We start from the raw sequence: 14,931 nt of genomic DNA, 5'->3' as shown, positions 1-14,931 counted from the left end.
GACGACTGGACGACGGGGTGTTCTCTCGATGAGCGTGCCGCACGCGGTGCCGGATTCCGGCTCGACCCTTCCCCACCCGGCGACGGATCTGCCGGCCAAGGAGGTGCTGACCGGCGCCGGGGATCTGCTGCGCGCGCTCGCCGCGCCGGTGCGGATCGCGATCGTGCTGCAGCTGCGCGAGTCGGCGCGGTGCGTGCACGAGTTGGTCGGCGCGCTCGGCGTCACCCAGCCGTTGATCAGCCAGCACCTGCGCGTGCTCAAGGCGGCCGGGGTGGTGCGCGGTGAGCGGTCCGGCCGGGAGGTGCTCTACCGGCTGGTGGACGATCACCTGGCGCACATCGTCGTCGATGCCGTGGAGCATGCGACGGAGGGTGCTGCGCACGGTGGCGATCGATGACCGCGGCGAAGACCGTCGGTCTCCGGTCGACCAAGCAGCGCAGCGCGATCTCGGAGCTGCTGGACACGGTCGACGAGTTCCGCTCGGCGCAGGACCTGCACGACGAGTTGCGGCGGCGCGGCGACGGCATCGGCCTGACCACGGTCTATCGCACGCTGCAGGCGATGGCCGACGCGGGCACCGTCGACGTGCTGCGGACCGATTCGGGCGAGTCGGTGTATCGCCGCTGCTCCGACGGTCATCACCATCACCTGGTGTGTCGCACCTGTGGGTTCACCGTGGAGGTCGAGGGCGCCGCGGTGGAGCGGTGGACCAAGTCGGTGGCCGGCGAGCACGGATTCACCGACGTCAGTCACACGGCGGAGATCTTCGGCCTGTGCAGCGAGTGCGCGGCGAAGGCCTGATCGCGACGGTCGTCGGTCAGGGCACGAGGCCCACGCGCGCCTTCTCGACGCCGGACAGCACCAGGACCAGCATGGTCATGAGCGGCTCGTCGTCGAGTCCGGTGGCCGGGAAGGTGTAGCGCAGGATCACGTCGGCCTGCGATCCGTGCCCCACCACCGAGATCGACCCGAACTGGGACTCGGCGTTGCGTGCGGCCACCTTGGCGCGCAACCCGCCGGACGACGGCCGATCCCACGCGAGGACCGACGTCAACGCGAGCACCTCGAGACCCGGCCCCAGCGCGACGGCCCGCAGCGAGCACAGGGCGCCGGCATACGTGAAGCCGAGCGAGCCGTCGTCGGCCACGGAGACGTCGGCGAACTGGCCGAGAACCACCCGTGCCCGGTCCTGCAGCGCCGCGACCACGTCGTGCTCGCTCATTTCACTCCCCCGAACCGTCGGTCCCGCGAGGCGAATTCGACGCACGCGGTCCAGAGGTCGCGGCGGTCGAAATCCGGGAACAGTTTCTCCTGGAACACCATCTCGGCGTAGGCCGACTGCCAGAGCAGGAAGTTCGACGTGCGTTGCTCGCCGGACGGGCGCAGGAACAGGTCGACGTCGGGCATGTCGGCCTCGTCGAGGTAGCGGGCGAACGACGTCTCGGAGATCTTCTCCGGGTCCAGCTGCCCGGCCGCGGCGCGTCGCGCGATCTCGCGGGCGGCGTCGACGATCTCCGCCCGGCCGCCGTAGTTGACGCACATCGTGAGCGTCATGACGGTGTTGTCCTTCGTCAGTTCCTCGGCGATCTCGAGTTCGCGGATCACGCTGCGCCACAGCCGCGGTCGACGTCCCGCCCACCGCACCCGGACGCCCATCTCGTGCATCTCGTCGCGACGTCGACGGATGACGTCGCGGTTGAAGCCCATGAGGAACTTGACCTCGTCGGGACTGCGTCGCCAGTTCTCGGTGGAGAACGCGTAGGCCGACAGCCAGCGCACGCCCACCTCGATGCAGCCTTCGACGGTGTCCATGAGCACCGCCTCGCCGCGTTCGTGGCCGGCCGTGCGGGGCAGGCCGCGGTCCTGCGCCCACCGCCCGTTGCCGTCCATGACCAACGCCACGTGCCGCGGGATAAGCTCCGGCTGCAGGATCGGCGCCCGCGCCCCCGACGGATGCGGAGTCGGGGGGCGCACGACGCGACTATCGGACGGGGTCGGCTGCTCGCGGCGACGGATCACGCGTCTCATCCTGCCCGACAGCCGCGTGATCGGACGCGCGGCGCTCGACCAGGGGCAACGTCCGCAACTGTCGTTCCAGGTGCCACTGCAGATGCGCGGCGACCAGGCCGCTGGCCTGCGAGCGCACCGACTCGGTCGTCGCGACGGCCGACGGCCAGTCCCCGCTCTGCAACGCGGCCATCAGATCGAGGACGCCCACCGCCGGGGTGGAGGACCCGGCGGGCCGGCACTGCGTGCACACCGCACCGCCCGCCACGACGTGGAAGGCCCGCAGCGGGCCGGGCGCGGCGCAGGTGGCGCACTCGGTCAGCGACGGCGCCCACCCCGCGAAGTTCATGGCGCGCAACAGGAACGCGTCGAGAATCAGCTCGGGCGGACGCTCCCCGGAGCCCAGCGTGCGCAGCGCACCGACGGTCAGCGAGTGCAGCCGAGGCGCGGGGGCGTGCTCCTCTCCGGCGAGCCGCTCCGCGGTCTCGAGGATCGCGCAGCCGGTGGTGTAGCGGCCGTAGTCGGCGACGATGTCGGCGCCGAACGCGTTCACCGTCTGCACCTGGGTCACGATGTCGAGGTTCCGCCCCGGATACAGCTGGACGTCGATGTGCGCGAACGGGCCCAGCCGAGCACCGAATTTCGACGTGGTGCGCCGCACGCCCTTCGCGACCGCGCGGACCAGACCGTGGTCGCGGGTCAACAACGTCACGATGCGGTCGGCCTCGCCGAGCTTGTGCTCACGAAGGACGACGGCGTGGTCCCGATAGGACCTCACGACTCACCCACGTGGTCCAGTGTGGCACGTCGGCGTGTCCTGTCGGCGAGGGCTCAGGGCGCGCCGAGATCACGCTGCAGCGACGCGAGCGTGCGGGCGATGTTGCGGCGTTGGAAGTCGGCGAACAGGCTGCCGCGCGTCGCCACCTTGTCGAAGGCGGCGGCCAGCGCATCCGGCCACGGACGGTCGTCGGTCCAGGTCTCGGTGACCCGCGTCCCGCCGTCGACGGGCTCGAATCGGTACTCCCACGACGCGATCGGCGTCGGGAGGATCGGCCGGCCCACCCCGATCGCCCGGACGGCGAACGCGAAGCGTCGGCCCGGCTCCGCCGCCGTGACGACGCACCGCGTCGACCACCGCGCTCCCCCACGCCGGTTGGTGCCGACGAACGTCATCCCGACGTAGGTTCCGCCGCGTTTCGGGTCGGCGACGACGGCGCCGGTGTTCTCGGGACTCCACTGAGCCATGCGGGTGGGGTCGGCGAGAGCGGCGTAGACCTCGTCGGGCGACGCGGCGACGTCGATGGAATCGGACACGGTTCGCAGGCGCACGCCGCCCACGGTATCCCGCGCCGCGCCGGGGTACTCGTGCGGTGAACGCCCCCGGTCCCCGATGCGTCTCGCCGGGTCAGGGTTACTGTCGAGAGCAGTCCGATGCGGGGGGACGAGCCGAAGAGAGAGTGTGGCCATGAGCACACGCGGAGTGCGTGATTACGACGAGGCGGACCTGTCCGTCGAGAAGCCCAAGACCCACGCCGCCGGGCCCACCGCCGTCGCGGTGTCGATGTATCGCTCGCTCGATCGGATGGGACCGATCCGCACCGCGAAGACGCTGCTCGACCTCAACCAGGCCGAGGGCTTCGACTGCATGAGCTGCGCCTGGCCCGACCCCGATCCCGGCCACCGGCACACCGCGGAGTTCTGCGAGAACGGCGCCAAAGCCGTCGCCGAGGAGGCCGACACCCGTCGCGCCACCCCCGACTTCTTCGCCCGCCACTCCATCGCCGAGCTCGACTCGCACACCGAGCACTGGCTCGGGCAGCAGGGTCGCATCACGCACCCGATGGTCAAGCGCCCCGGCGGCACGCACTACGAGGAGATCGACTGGGACGAGGCCTTCGACCTCATCGGCGCCCAGCTGCGCGCACTCGACCCGGACGAGGCGGTCTTCTACACCTCGGGCCGCGCGTCCAACGAGTCCGCGTTCGTCTACCAGCTCTTCGTGCGCGCCTACGGCACCAACAACCTGCCGGACTGTTCCAACATGTGCCACGAGTCCACCTCGATCGCGCTGCAGGAGTCGATCGGCATCGGCAAGGCCAGCGTCACGCTCGACGACGTCTACAACGCCGAGCTGATCGTCCTCGCCGGCCAGAACCCGGGCACCAACCATCCGCGCATGCTCTCCGCCCTCGAGAAGGCGAAGAAGAACGGCGCGAAGATCCTGGCGATCAACCCGCTGCGCGAAGCCGGGCTGATCAACTTCAAGAACCCGCAGACCCCGCGCGGCATGGTCGGCCCCGGAACCGACCTCGAGGACATGCACCTGCCGGTCCGCATCAACGGTGACCTGGCGCTGTTCCAGGCCTTCGGTCATCTGTTGCTCGAGTGGGGCGCGGTGGACCACGAATTCGTGCGCGAGCACACCACCGGTTTCGACCTGTGGACGCAGCACATTCAGAAGCTGGATTGGGCCGAGGTGGAGGCGACCACCGGGCTGTCCCGCGCCGTCATCACCGACGCCGCGCGGATGCTGCGCGATTCCTCCGCCACCGTCTTCTGCTGGGCCATGGGCATCACGCAGCACCACAATGCGGTGAACACCGTCAAGGAGATCACCAACCTCGCCTTCCTGCAGGGGAACATCGGCAAGCCGGGCGCCGGACTGCTCCCGGTGCGCGGGCACTCCAACGTCCAGGGCGACCGCACCATGGGCATCTGGGAGCGCGCGCCTCAGCACTTCCTCGACGCGATCCAGAAGGAGTTCGGCTTCGACCCGCCGCGGGAGAACGGCCTGGACACCGTCGACTCCATCCGAGCCATGCGCGACGGCAAGGCGCACTTCTTCCTGGGACTCGGCGGCAACTTCGCCCAGGCCGCACCGGATTCCGACGTGACGTTCCAGGCGCTGCGCAACACGAAGATGACGGTGCACATCTCCACCAAGATCAACCGGTCGCACCTGGTGTGCGGGGACACGGCGTTGATCCTGCCGACCAAGGGCCGCACCGAGAAGGACATCCAGGCCAGCGGTCCGCAGTGGATCTCGGTGGAGGACTCCACCTGCTCGGTGCACTCCTCGCGCGGCCCGCTCGAGCCGGCCAGCCCGTACCTCAAGTCCGAGGTGGAGATCCTCACCCGCATCGCGGAGGCCACCATCGGTGACCGCTACGGATTGGACTGGAAGGGCTTCCGCGACGACTACCGGAACATCCGCGAGCACATCTCGCGCGTCGTTCCGGGGTGCGCGGGATACGAGGTGAACGTGCGTCGCCCCGGCGGCTTCGTTCTCCCACACCCGCCTCGCGATTCGCGGACGTTCCAGACCGAATCGGGCCTGGGCCAGTTCGCGGTCTCGCCCATCGAGGCGCTGCAGGTGCCGCCGAAACACCTGCTGCTGCAGACGTTCCGGAGCCACGACCAGTTCAACACCACCATCTACGGACTGTCCGACCGCTACCGCGGCATCGAGGGTGGACGCCGCGTGATCTTCATGCACCGCGGCGACATCGCCGAACTCGGCTTCCGGGACGGCGACCTCGTCGACATCACCACCCGCTGGGACGGCGACGACCGCGTGCGCTGCGCGGAGAACTTCCGCATCGTCGAGTACAAGACCCCGAAGGGCTCGGCCGCGGCCTACTACCCCGAGACCAACCCCCTGGTGCCGCTCGATTCGACTGCGGCGGAAAGCAACTGCCCCACGTCCAAGGGCATCGTCGTCTCGTTGACCCCGGCCTCGGCGCACCACGCGGCCTCGGGTGACGGGCAGGATCAGGTCCGGTCGGACGAGGGGCACAAGTCCCACCCGCAGCCCGAACACCTGTCCTGATCCCCGCGGTTCGGGTGCACCGGTTGCAGCCACCCGGCCTGCAACCGGTGCACCCGACCGGAACCCGCGCACCCCGGCACCTGCTCAGGCTCCAACCACCCGCACGGGTTGCAACCGGTGCACCTGACCAGAACCCGCGCAGGTACCGCCGTCAGAACCCGAGCTTGCCCATCTGCTTGGGGTCGCGCTGCCAGTCCTTGGCCACCTTGACGTGCAGGTCGAGGTAGACGCGGGTTCCCAGCAGCTTCTCGATCTGCGTCCGCGCGGCGGTGCCGACCTCGCGGAGCCGCGCACCGCCCTTGCCGATGACGATGGCCTTCTGCGACTGCCGCTCGACGTACAGGATGGCGTGGACGTCGAGCATGTTCTCGTGGCCCTCGCGGGGCAGGACTTCCTCGATGACCACGGCGAGGGAGTGCGGCAGCTCGTCGTGCACGCCTTCCAGCGCGGCCTCGCGGATGAGCTCGGCCATCATGGTGTCCTCGGGCTCGTCGGTGAGCTCGCCGTCGGGGTAGAACGCCGGGCCGGGCGGCAGGACGGACGCGAAGACGTCGACCACCACCTCGACCTGCTCCCCCGACGCCGCGGACACGGGCACCACCTCGGCGTCGCCGCCGAGCAGTGTCGAGACGGCCACCAGCTGCTCCATGAGCCGCTGCTTGGACACCTTGTCGATCTTGGTGACCAGCCCCACCACCGGGGTGCGCGGCGCGTTGGCGCGGACCTGCTCGAGGATGAACCGGTCGCCGGGGCCGATCTTCTCGTCGGCGGGGATGCAGAAGCCGATGGCGTCGACCTCGGAGTAAGTGTCGCGCACCAGGTCGTTGAGCCGCTGCCCCAGCAAGGTCCGGGGACGGTGCAGCCCGGGCGTGTCCACGAGGATCAGCTGGGCGTGGTCCCGGTGGACGATCCCGCGGATGGTGTGGCGGGTGGTCTGCGGGCGCGACGACGTGATGGCGATCTTGCTGCCCACCAACGCGTTGGTCAGGGTGGACTTGCCGGTGTTCGGCCGTCCCACGAAGCAGACGAATCCGGACCGGAAGTCCGACTCCTCGCCCTGGTCGGTTCCGGTCATCTCCGATGCTCCTCACGCTGCGTCTCGGCACCGTCGGCCGATCCGGGGTTACCTCTGTCTCGACCCGACGCGCGGTCGGTGGTGTCCTCGTCGTCGCGGTCGAGCTTCTCGGCCAGCACCGTGTGCACCCGCACGCGCCCGCGGGTGTCGCGTCCGCCCTCGGCGAGCAGTCGCAGACCGTGCGCCTCGACGACCGATCCGGGAAGCGGAACACGGCCGATCTCGTAGGACAGCAGACCGCCCACGGTGTCGACCTCGTCGTTGTCGATCTCGATGTCGAACAGCTCGCCGAGGTCCTCGAGCGGCAGACGCGACGACACCCGGATGCGGCCGTCCCCCAACGGATCGACGGGTGCGACCTCGTCGGTGTCGTACTCGTCCGCGATCTCGCCGACGATCTCCTCGAGCACGTCCTCGATGGTCACCAGACCGGCGGTGCCGCCGTACTCGTCGACGAGCACCGCCATGTGGTTGCGGTCCCGCTGCATGTCCGCGAGCAGTCCGTCGAGCGGCTTGGAGTCGGGCACGAACACGGCCGGTCGCATGATGTCGTCGACTCGCACGCTCCGTCCACCGTCCGACGACGTGTAGGTCCGCTCGACCAGGTCCTTGAGATAGACCACACCGAGGACGTCGTCGACGTTCTCTCCGATGACCGGGATGCGGGAGTGGCCGCTGCGCACGGCGAGGGAGGTGGCCTGTCCGGCCGACTTGCCGCGCTCGATCCACACCATTTCCGTGCGCGGCACCATGACCTCGCGCGCGGACGTGTCGCCGAGTTCGAACACCGACTGGATCATCTGCCGTTCCTCGGCCGCCACGACGCCGCGTTCCTGCGCCAGATCGACCAGTTCGCGCAGTTCGATCTCGGAGGCGAAGGGGCCGTTGCGGAAACCGCGGCCGGGGGTGATCGCGTTGCCCACGAGGATCAGCAGCCGGCTGATCGGTCCCAGCAGCACCCCGAGCGCCCGCAGGGGATACGCCGCACCGAGCGAGATGGAGTAGGCGTGCTGGCGACCGAGCGTGCGGGGCCCGACACCGATGACGACGTAGTCGATCACCACCATCACCGCGGCGGCGACACCGAGGGCCACGGCGGGTTCGAGCAGGTCCAGCAGGGCGCCCGCGAAGACGACGGTCGAGCCGATCTCGCACAGGATGCGCAACAGCACCATGAGGTTGACGTACCGCGGTCGGTCCCCGAGCACGCGGAGCAGTTCGACGGCGCCGCCGCGCTGGTCCTTGACCATCTCCTCGACCCGCGCCGAGGACACCGTGTTGATCGCCGAGTCGACGGCGGCGAACAGTCCCCCCAGCGGCACCAGCAGTACCGCCAGCACGAACAGGGCCGGAGCGTCGGTCACCGGGCGGACTCACCGCCGGGCGAGGTGAAGCCGGTCTTGCCCAGCAGCCGCGCGTCGCGCTCGGCCGCCGCGGCCTCGAGCTCGCTGCGGCGCAGGCTCTCGTACCACTCCTCGAGGAGGCTGTTCTGCAGACCGAACATCTCCTTCTCCTCGTCCGGCTCGGCGTGGTCGTACCCCAGCAGGTGGAGCACCCCGTGCACGGTGAGCAGGGCCAACTCGTGCTCGAGCGAGTGGCCGGCCTTCTCCGCCTGATCGGCCGCGAACGACGGGCAGAGCACGATGTCGCCGAGCATCGACGGGCCGGGCTCGGGGGCATCCGGCCGCCCGCCCGGTTCCAGCTCGTCCATCGGGAAGGACATCACGTCCGTCGGACCGGGCAGGTCCATCCACCGCAGGTGCAGGTCGGCCATGGTGGGCGAATCGACGAGCACCATCGACAGCTCCGCGGCCGGGTGGACGTCCATGCGCTCGATCGCGAACCGCGCGACCGAGATCAGGTTCTCCTCGCCGACGTCCATTCCGGATTCGTTGGAGACCTCGATGCTCATGCGATCACCGTAATCGACGTCGACCGCCCGACCGGAATCACCGGCGGCGAGCGGCGCGATTCGGTCCGGCGCCCTCACGGGCCGCGTCGTGGCGGTCGTAGGCGTCGACGATGCTCGAGACGAGCCGGTGACGTACGACGTCCGACGAGTCGAGCCGGGCGAAGTGGATGTCGTCGATGTCGGTGAGGATCTCCGTCGCCGCGCGCAGCCCCGACGTCGAGCCACCGGGCAGGTCCACCTGGGTGATGTCGCCGGTGACGACGATCTTGGAGTTGAACCCCAGACGAGTGAGGAACATCTTCATCTGCTCGGCGGTGGTGTTCTGCGCCTCGTCGAGAATGATGAACGCGTCGTTGAGCGTGCGGCCGCGCATGTAGGCCAGCGGAGCCACCTCGATGATCCCGGCCTGCATCAGCTTGGGAATCGCCTCGACGTCCATCATGTCGTGCAGCGCGTCGTGCAGCGGGCGCAGGTACGGATCGATCTTGTCGTGCAGGGTGCCGGGCAGGAACCCCAACCGCTCCCCCGCCTCGACCGCCGGCCGGGTCAGGATGATGCGCGAGATCTGCTTGGCCTGCAGCGCCTGCACCGCCTTCGCCATGGCGAGGTAGGTCTTGCCGGTGCCGGCCGGACCGACCCCGAAGACGATGGTGTTGGCGTCGATCGCGTCGACGTAGCGCTTCTGGTTCAGCGTCTTGGGCCGAATGGTCTTGCCGCGCCGGGACAGGATGTCGAGGCTGAGCACCTCCGCGGGCGTCTCGCTGACCCCACCGTGCAGCATCGCGACGGTGCGCCGCACCGCGTCCGGCGTGACCGGACCGCCGGCCGCGACCACCCCGGCGAGTTCGGTCAGCACCCGCTTGCCGACGGCGATGTCCGACGGCACACCGTCGAGCGTCACGACGTTGCCGCGCACGTGGACGTCGGCGGACAGCACCTGTTCGAGAGCGCGGAGGTTCTCGTCGGCCGATCCGAGCAGCGGGAACATGACGGCCGGGTCGAGTTCGAACGACTCTGACGTAGAGGACACCGCGGGCACTGCGGCTTCGCTCAGCAGCGGGCGGGCGGAGACCCGAGCAGACCGGGCGGCCGAGGAACGAGAAACGTTGTCTGTCACGTGTGCGGTATGGCCTGCTTTCGGTGCTCGTGAACTGCGGTCCGCGTGAACTGCGGTGCTCTGATCCCTCGAGTCTAACCGCGCCCACCGACACGGCATTCCGATCACTCCGTGGGGTGCTTCGAGGGCGGAACCGCGAGGGGCGACCCGCCCGACCACCGGTCGGTCAGCACCCCGATCGCCCCCAACGCCACCGACGCCGCCGTGGACGTCCGCAGCACCGTCGGCCCCAGGACCGTCGGCCGGGCGCCCGCCGCCGTCAGCGCCGCGAGTTCCTCGTCGGACAACCCGCCCTCGGGCCCGACGATCAGCACGATGCGGGACGCCGACCGCAACCCGGCGTCCGCCAGCGGCTCCCGCGCCGACTCGTGCAGCGCCAACGCCACCCCGCCGTCGTGGACACACCCGGCGACGAGGTCGAGGACGTCGGCCGTCGAGGCGAGGTCGGTGACCTCGGGGAACCGGGCGCGGCGCGACTGTTTGGCGGCGGCGAGGGCCGCGTGCCGCCACTTGGCGACACCCTTGTCCGCCTTGGGGCCGGACCACCGTGAGACGCACCGCGACGCCTGCCACGGCACGACGACGTCGACACCCGCTTCGGTGGCCGTCTCCACGGCGAGCTCGGCGCGGTCGGATTTCGGCAACGCCTGCACCACGGTCACCGGCGGCGTCGGCTCGGGCACCGTCCGCACGTCGTCGACGACGAAGTCCAGAGCGTCGCGCGCGGTCCCGGTCACCTCGACGGTGGCCAGGGCGCCCCGGCCGTCGGACAGCACGATGCGGTCACCGACGGCGGTGCGGCGCACCATCACCGCGTGCCGGCCCTCGGGTCCGTCCAGCACCCCGCGCGACCCGACGGGCGGAACCGGCGCGAGGTGAAAGACGCTGGCGACCACGACTCAGCGGGAGAAAGCGTCGCGCAGACGCGAGAACAGCCCACCCGTGTGCTGGGAGGACGTGGTCACCACCTCGGCGTGGTCACGCTCGCGGTGCTTGCGCAGCTGCTTGAGCAGCTTGGTCTCGGTGGAGTCGAGGCGGGCGGGAATCACCACGTCGAGGTGCGCGTGGAGATCGCCGCGGACGCCGCTGCGCAGCTTCGGCATGCCGTGCCCGCGCAGAACCTGCACCGCACCCGGCTGGGTGCCGGGCTCGATGGAGATCTCGGTGGGTCCGCCGAGGATGCCCTCGACGGTCACCTGCGTGCCCAGGGCCGCCTCGGCCATCGGCACGCGAATGGTGCAGTGCAGATCGTCGCCGTCGCGCACGAACGTCGAGTGGGTCTTCTCGACCACCTCGGCGTAGACGTCGCCCGCGGGCCCGCCGCCGGGGCCGACCTCGCCCTGGCCCGCGAGGCGGATCCGCATACCGCTGCCGACACCCGCGGGCACCTTGACGGCCAGGTCCCGCCGGGACCGGACGCGTCCGTCGCCCGCGCACTTGCGGCAGGGGTCGGGGATGGTCTCGCCGGCGCCGCGGCACGTGGGGCACGGACGCGCGGTCATCACCTGACCGAGGAACGAGCGCTGCACCGACTGCACCTCGCCGGCGCCGCCGCAGGTCTCGCAGCGCACGGGCTTCGAGTCGCCGTTGGTACCCGATCCGGTGCAGACGTCGCACAGGATCGCCGTGTCGACGGCGATGTGCTTGGTCACGCCGGTGGCGCACTCCTCGAGGGTCAGCGTGGTGCGCAGCAGCGAGTCCGAGCCGGGCTGGACGCGCCCGCGCGGCCCACGCGTGCCCCCGCCGCCACCGCCGAAGAACGCCTCGAAGACGTCGCCGAGACCACCGCCGAAGCCCGCGCCGCCGAAGCCGCCCGCTCCCCCGCCGCCGCCCCCGGCCAGCGGGTCACCGCCGAGGTCGACGATGCGCCGCTTCTCCGGATCGGACAGCACCTCGTACGCGGCGCTGATGTCCTTGAACTTGGCCTGGGCGGCCTCGTCGGGGTTGACGTCCGGGTGGTACTCCCGCGCGAGCTTGCGGTAGGCGCGTTTGATCTCCTGGTCGCTGGCCTTGCTGTCGACGCCCAGGGTGCCGTAGTAGTCGCGTGCCACGTGAGTGCTCATGTCCTCTGTGTCGTCCATCGGGTACAGGTCGGGTTCGTGCGGGTCGGGTTCGTACAGGTCTGGTTCGTACAGGTCGGGGCCGTCGCGGCCGGGAGCGTCACCGTTCGGCGAGCACTTCCCCGATGTAGCGGGCCACCGCCGCCACGGAAGCGATGGTGCCGGGATAGTCCATGCGTGTCGGTCCCAGAACGCCGAGACCGCCGAGAATGTTTCCGGCGGAGCCGTAGCCGGTGGACACCACGGAGGCCCCGCGCATCTCCTCCACCTTGGTCTCCTCGCCGATCTGCACCGTCACCCGCCCCGTCTCCTGGGTGGCGGCGAGCAGCTTGAGCACCACCACCTGCTCCTCGAGTGCTTCGAGCACCGAGCGGAGCGAGCCGGGGAAGCCGCTCAGGGCCGCGAAGTCCGCGGCATTGCGCGTGAGGTTGGCCGTACCGCCGAGCACCAGGCGCTCCTCGGGGTGCTCGACCAGCGTCTCGACCAGCACGGTGGCGGACCGCACCACCGCGTCGCGCAGATCGTCGGGGGCGTTGTCCGCCAGCTCCGACACGGCGATCGACGCCTGCGCCAACCGCTTGCCCTCCAGCGCGCCGCCGAGCAGCGCCCGCAGCCGGGACAGATCCTCGTCGCCGATGACGTCGCCGAGTTCGACGATGCGCTGGTCCACCCGGCCGGAGTCGGTGATGAGCACCAGCAGCAACCGCGCCGGCGTCAGCGCCACCACCTCGAGATGCCGCACCGACGACGCCGACAGCGTGGGGTACTGGACGACGGCGACCTGCCGGGTGAGCTGCGCGAGCAGCCGCACCCCGCGGCGCAGCACGTCGTCGAGGTCGACGCCGGAGTCGAGGAACTGCAGGATGGCCCGCCGCTCGGCGGCGGACAGCGGCTTGATGTCGGCGATGCGGTCGACGAACTGTCGGTACCCCTTGTCGGTGGGGATCCGGCCGGAGCTGGTGTGCGGCTGGGTGATGTACCCCTCCGCCTCGAGCACGGCCATGTCGTTGCGCACGGTCGCGCTGGACACACCCAGGTTGTGGCGCTCGACCAACGCCTTCGATCCGATCGGCTCCTGCGTCGCGACGTAATCGGCCACCAGAGCACGGAGGACCTGGAAACGTCGATCCTCGGTCGTCGACACTCGTTCCTCCCTCACGCTCGTCCTGCCCGACCAGCCGATTCTAGTCGCCGTCCGACGGCCCTACCCCGTGTGGCCGACCACCTCTACTGTGACGTGAGTGATCTTCAAGGGAGTGCGCGACGGCAAGCCGTATCCCGAGCACGGTCTGTCCCTGCGGGATTGGTCGAAGATCCCGCCGCGGCAGCTGCGGCTCGACGAGATCGTGACCACCACCAAGGTGCTCGAGCTCGACCGCCTGCTGTCGGAGGACAGCACGTTCTACGGCGATCTGTTCCCGCACGCGGTGCAGTTTCGCGGCGTCGTGTACCTCGAGGACGGCCTGCACCGCGCCGTCCGGGCTGCTCTGCGCAACCGGACCGTGCTGCACGCCCGGGTCTTCGACTACGACGCCATCGTGCGATAGATCGGCGACACCCGCTCAGTCGAGCACGTCGCGGACGACGCCGTCGGCGAGGAGCCGACCGCGGTCGGTGAGCACGTACCGGCCCCCGGTTCGCACCAGCAGGCCGGTCGCGACGGCGTCGTCGGCCCGCGCCCGCTCGGCCGGGCGCAGATCGCTCGCCGCGACCCCGGTGCGCAGCCGCACGGTCAACATCACCCGTTCGAGGTGGCGTTCGTCGTCGGTGAGCACCTCGCTGTCGGCGACGGGCAGGGTCCCGTCGGACAGCGTCCGTGCGTAGCGCGCGGGGTGCTTGACGTTCCAGAACCGCGTACCCCCGACGTGGCTGTGCGCGCCGGGCCCGATCCCCCACCAGTCCCCGCCGTCCCAGTAGCCCAGGTTGTGTCGGCACGCGGCGTCGTCGCCACGGGCGAAGTTGGACACCTCGTACCAGTCGAACCCGGCGGCGCCGAGGGTGGCGTCGATCCGCTCGTAGCGGGCGGCCAGGACGTCGTCGTCGGGCATGGGGAGTTCGCCGCGACGCACCCGCCGCGCGAGCGCCGTGCCGTCCTCGACGATGAGCGCGTAGGCGGACACGTGGTCGACCCCCGCGTCGATCACCGCGGCCAGGGACGCGTCGAGGTCGCCGTCCTCCTCGCCCGGCGTGCCGTAGATGAGGTCGAGGTTGACGTGCGCGAACCCCGCCGCCGTGGCCTCGCGCGCCGCCGCGACCGGGCGTCCGGGGGTGTGGACGCGGTCGAGCGCGGCGAGCACGTGCGGTGCCGCCGACTGCATGCCCAGCGAGACGCGCGTGTAGCCCGCCGCACGAATGCCGTCGAAGAAGGCCGGCGACGTCGATTCCGGGTTGGACTCGGTGGTCACCTCGGCGTCCGGGGCGAGGTCGAAGGCCGCCCGGGCGGCGTCCAGCAGGTCCGTCAGACCGTCCGCCCCGAGCAACGACGGCGTGCCGCCACCGACGAAGACGGTGTCCACCGTGGGGACGGATCCGGCCTCGCGGTCGAAGGTCGCCGCCGCCAGCTCCAGTTCGCGGCGCACCCCGTCCGACCACGACTGCGGCGACGCGGAGCTGCCGAGTTCCCCGGCCGTATAGGTGTTGAAGTCGCAGTACCCGCACCGCGTCGCGCAGAACGGAACGTGCAGATAGAGGCCGAACGGCTGCGCGGGCCGCGCGAAGGCCGCGCCGGGCAGCGCGTGCGTCGCCGTCTCGGCGAGCGGAAGAGAGGTCACCGCGTCCAGTGTCCTCCCCGTCGGTGCGCCCTCTCCGACGGTGTCGCCCGAGAGGGCGGCGGGCGGGAGTGTCGGTGGCCCGTGGCAGAATGAGCCCATGACCGTCGTCGAGATCATGCTCGTGGCCCGCCGCCACGTCGATCTCGCGCGCGTCTGCAGC

The 14,931-nt window shown here is 70.5% G+C and carries 16 protein-coding genes; 4 read left to right on the top strand and 12 right to left on the bottom strand.

Annotated elements, in window-relative coordinates; translation table 11 throughout:
* The first annotated feature begins 28 nt into the window (after positions 1–28).
* Both HQ603_RS10885 and HQ603_RS10880 read left to right on the top strand, forming a co-directional pair.
* The gene (locus HQ603_RS10885; protein WP_222684567.1) at positions 29–397 is read left to right on the top strand and encodes an ArsR/SmtB family transcription factor; all 369 of its coding nucleotides are present in this window, start codon (positions 29–31) and stop codon (positions 395–397) included.
* Entirely contained in the window at positions 394–801 is a 408-nt protein-coding gene (locus HQ603_RS10880) for a Fur family transcriptional regulator (protein WP_222684566.1), read from the top strand. Before HQ603_RS10885 ends, HQ603_RS10880 begins: the two co-directional genes overlap by 4 nt.
* A 16-nt stretch (positions 802–817) precedes the next feature.
* On the opposite strand, the gene HQ603_RS10875 is transcribed toward HQ603_RS10880, so the two are convergent.
* From HQ603_RS10875 to HQ603_RS10860, 4 genes are read right to left on the bottom strand one after another with little or no spacing between them, the layout of a single operon-like run.
* Positions 818–1,222 (bottom strand): hypothetical protein, encoded by a 405-nt coding sequence (locus HQ603_RS10875; RefSeq protein ID WP_222684565.1) that lies wholly within the window; start codon positions 1,220–1,222, stop codon positions 818–820.
* Positions 1,219–2,028, bottom strand: coding sequence for an isoprenyl transferase (locus HQ603_RS10870; protein ID WP_222684564.1), 810 nt, complete (start codon positions 2,026–2,028; stop codon positions 1,219–1,221). Before HQ603_RS10870 ends, HQ603_RS10875 begins: the two co-directional genes overlap by 4 nt.
* Entirely contained in the window at positions 1,982–2,785 is an 804-nt protein-coding gene (recO, locus tag HQ603_RS10865) for a DNA repair protein RecO (RefSeq protein ID WP_222684563.1), read from the bottom strand. The genes HQ603_RS10870 and recO overlap by 47 nt, the downstream gene beginning before the upstream one ends.
* A gap of 53 nt (positions 2,786–2,838) precedes the next feature.
* The gene (locus HQ603_RS10860) at positions 2,839–3,336 is read right to left on the bottom strand and encodes an SRPBCC family protein (RefSeq protein WP_308126460.1); all 498 of its coding nucleotides are present in this window, start codon (positions 3,334–3,336) and stop codon (positions 2,839–2,841) included.
* A gap of 136 nt (positions 3,337–3,472) precedes the next feature.
* On the opposite strand from HQ603_RS10860, the gene HQ603_RS10855 reads away from it, so the two are divergent.
* Positions 3,473–5,836, top strand: a complete 2,364-nt coding sequence (locus HQ603_RS10855; RefSeq protein WP_222684561.1) for an FdhF/YdeP family oxidoreductase — start codon at positions 3,473–3,475, stop codon at positions 5,834–5,836.
* Between the two features lie 151 nt (positions 5,837–5,987).
* Here the strand turns inward: HQ603_RS10855 and era are convergent, their stop codons facing one another.
* The 7 genes from era to hrcA all read right to left on the bottom strand — a co-directional run bounded on the left by era (position 5,988) and on the right by hrcA (position 13,144).
* Entirely contained in the window at positions 5,988–6,911 is a 924-nt protein-coding gene (gene era / locus HQ603_RS10850; RefSeq protein WP_222684560.1) for a GTPase Era, read from the bottom strand.
* On the bottom strand, positions 6,908–8,275 hold the full coding sequence (locus HQ603_RS10845; protein WP_222684559.1) for a hemolysin family protein: 1,368 nt from the start codon (positions 8,273–8,275) through the stop codon (positions 6,908–6,910). The genes era and HQ603_RS10845 overlap by 4 nt, the downstream gene beginning before the upstream one ends.
* Positions 8,272–8,823, bottom strand: a complete 552-nt coding sequence (ybeY, locus tag HQ603_RS10840; protein ID WP_222684558.1) for an rRNA maturation RNase YbeY — start codon at positions 8,821–8,823, stop codon at positions 8,272–8,274. Before ybeY ends, HQ603_RS10845 begins: the two co-directional genes overlap by 4 nt.
* A gap of 37 nt (positions 8,824–8,860) precedes the next feature.
* Positions 8,861–9,853, bottom strand: a complete 993-nt coding sequence (locus HQ603_RS10835) for a PhoH family protein (protein ID WP_371831042.1) — start codon at positions 9,851–9,853, stop codon at positions 8,861–8,863.
* Positions 9,854–10,044: 191 nt separating this feature from the next.
* Positions 10,045–10,836 carry a 16S rRNA (uracil(1498)-N(3))-methyltransferase gene (locus HQ603_RS10830; RefSeq protein WP_222684557.1) on the bottom strand — a complete coding sequence of 264 codons (792 nt, stop codon included), beginning with the start codon at positions 10,834–10,836 and terminating at the stop codon, positions 10,045–10,047.
* A gap of 3 nt (positions 10,837–10,839) precedes the next feature.
* On the bottom strand, positions 10,840–11,991 hold the full coding sequence (dnaJ, locus tag HQ603_RS10825; RefSeq protein WP_222684623.1) for a molecular chaperone DnaJ: 1,152 nt from the start codon (positions 11,989–11,991) through the stop codon (positions 10,840–10,842).
* Between the two features lie 109 nt (positions 11,992–12,100).
* Complete coding sequence (gene hrcA, locus HQ603_RS10820) at positions 12,101–13,144, bottom strand: heat-inducible transcriptional repressor HrcA (RefSeq protein ID WP_222684556.1); 1,044 nt, start codon at positions 13,142–13,144, stop codon at positions 12,101–12,103.
* 97 nt (positions 13,145–13,241) lie between these two features.
* Here hrcA and HQ603_RS10815 point away from each other — a divergent pair, with 97 nt between their 5' ends.
* The gene (locus HQ603_RS10815; RefSeq protein WP_068146926.1) at positions 13,242–13,547 is read left to right on the top strand and encodes a type II toxin-antitoxin system VapB family antitoxin; all 306 of its coding nucleotides are present in this window, start codon (positions 13,242–13,244) and stop codon (positions 13,545–13,547) included.
* 15 nt (positions 13,548–13,562) lie between these two features.
* Here the strand turns inward: HQ603_RS10815 and hemW are convergent, their stop codons facing one another.
* On the bottom strand, positions 13,563–14,870 hold the full coding sequence (gene hemW, locus HQ603_RS10810) for a radical SAM family heme chaperone HemW (protein ID WP_222684622.1): 1,308 nt from the start codon (positions 14,868–14,870) through the stop codon (positions 13,563–13,565).
* Positions 14,871–14,931 lie beyond the last annotated feature (61 nt).

This window comes from Rhodococcoides corynebacterioides, from assembly GCF_019834675.1.
In the GTDB taxonomy this organism is placed as follows: Bacteria; Actinomycetota; Actinomycetes; order Mycobacteriales; family Mycobacteriaceae; genus Rhodococcoides; species Rhodococcoides corynebacterioides_A.
Note: the sequence above shows the minus strand (reverse complement) of the source record. Positions and strands in the feature narration are given on the sequence as shown.

Excerpts from the sequence above, each read along its gene's own strand:
- HQ603_RS10885 (WP_222684567.1), top strand. The coding sequence starts at position 29 with ATGAGCGTGCCGCACGCGGTGCCGGATTCCGGCTCGACCCTTCCCCAC.
- HQ603_RS10880 (WP_222684566.1), top strand. The coding sequence starts at position 394 with ATGACCGCGGCGAAGACCGTCGGTCTCCGGTCGACCAAGCAGCGCAGC.
- HQ603_RS10875 (WP_222684565.1), bottom strand. The coding sequence starts at position 1,222 with ATGAGCGAGCACGACGTGGTCGCGGCGCTGCAGGACCGGGCACGGGTG.
- HQ603_RS10870 (WP_222684564.1), bottom strand. The coding sequence starts at position 2,028 with ATGAGACGCGTGATCCGTCGCCGCGAGCAGCCGACCCCGTCCGATAGT.
- HQ603_RS10855 (WP_222684561.1), top strand. The coding sequence starts at position 3,473 with ATGAGCACACGCGGAGTGCGTGATTACGACGAGGCGGACCTGTCCGTC.
- era (WP_222684560.1), bottom strand. The coding sequence starts at position 6,911 with ATGACCGGAACCGACCAGGGCGAGGAGTCGGACTTCCGGTCCGGATTC.
- ybeY (WP_222684558.1), bottom strand. The coding sequence starts at position 8,823 with ATGAGCATCGAGGTCTCCAACGAATCCGGAATGGACGTCGGCGAGGAG.
- hemW (WP_222684622.1), bottom strand. The coding sequence starts at position 14,870 with ATGGGCTCATTCTGCCACGGGCCACCGACACTCCCGCCCGCCGCCCTC.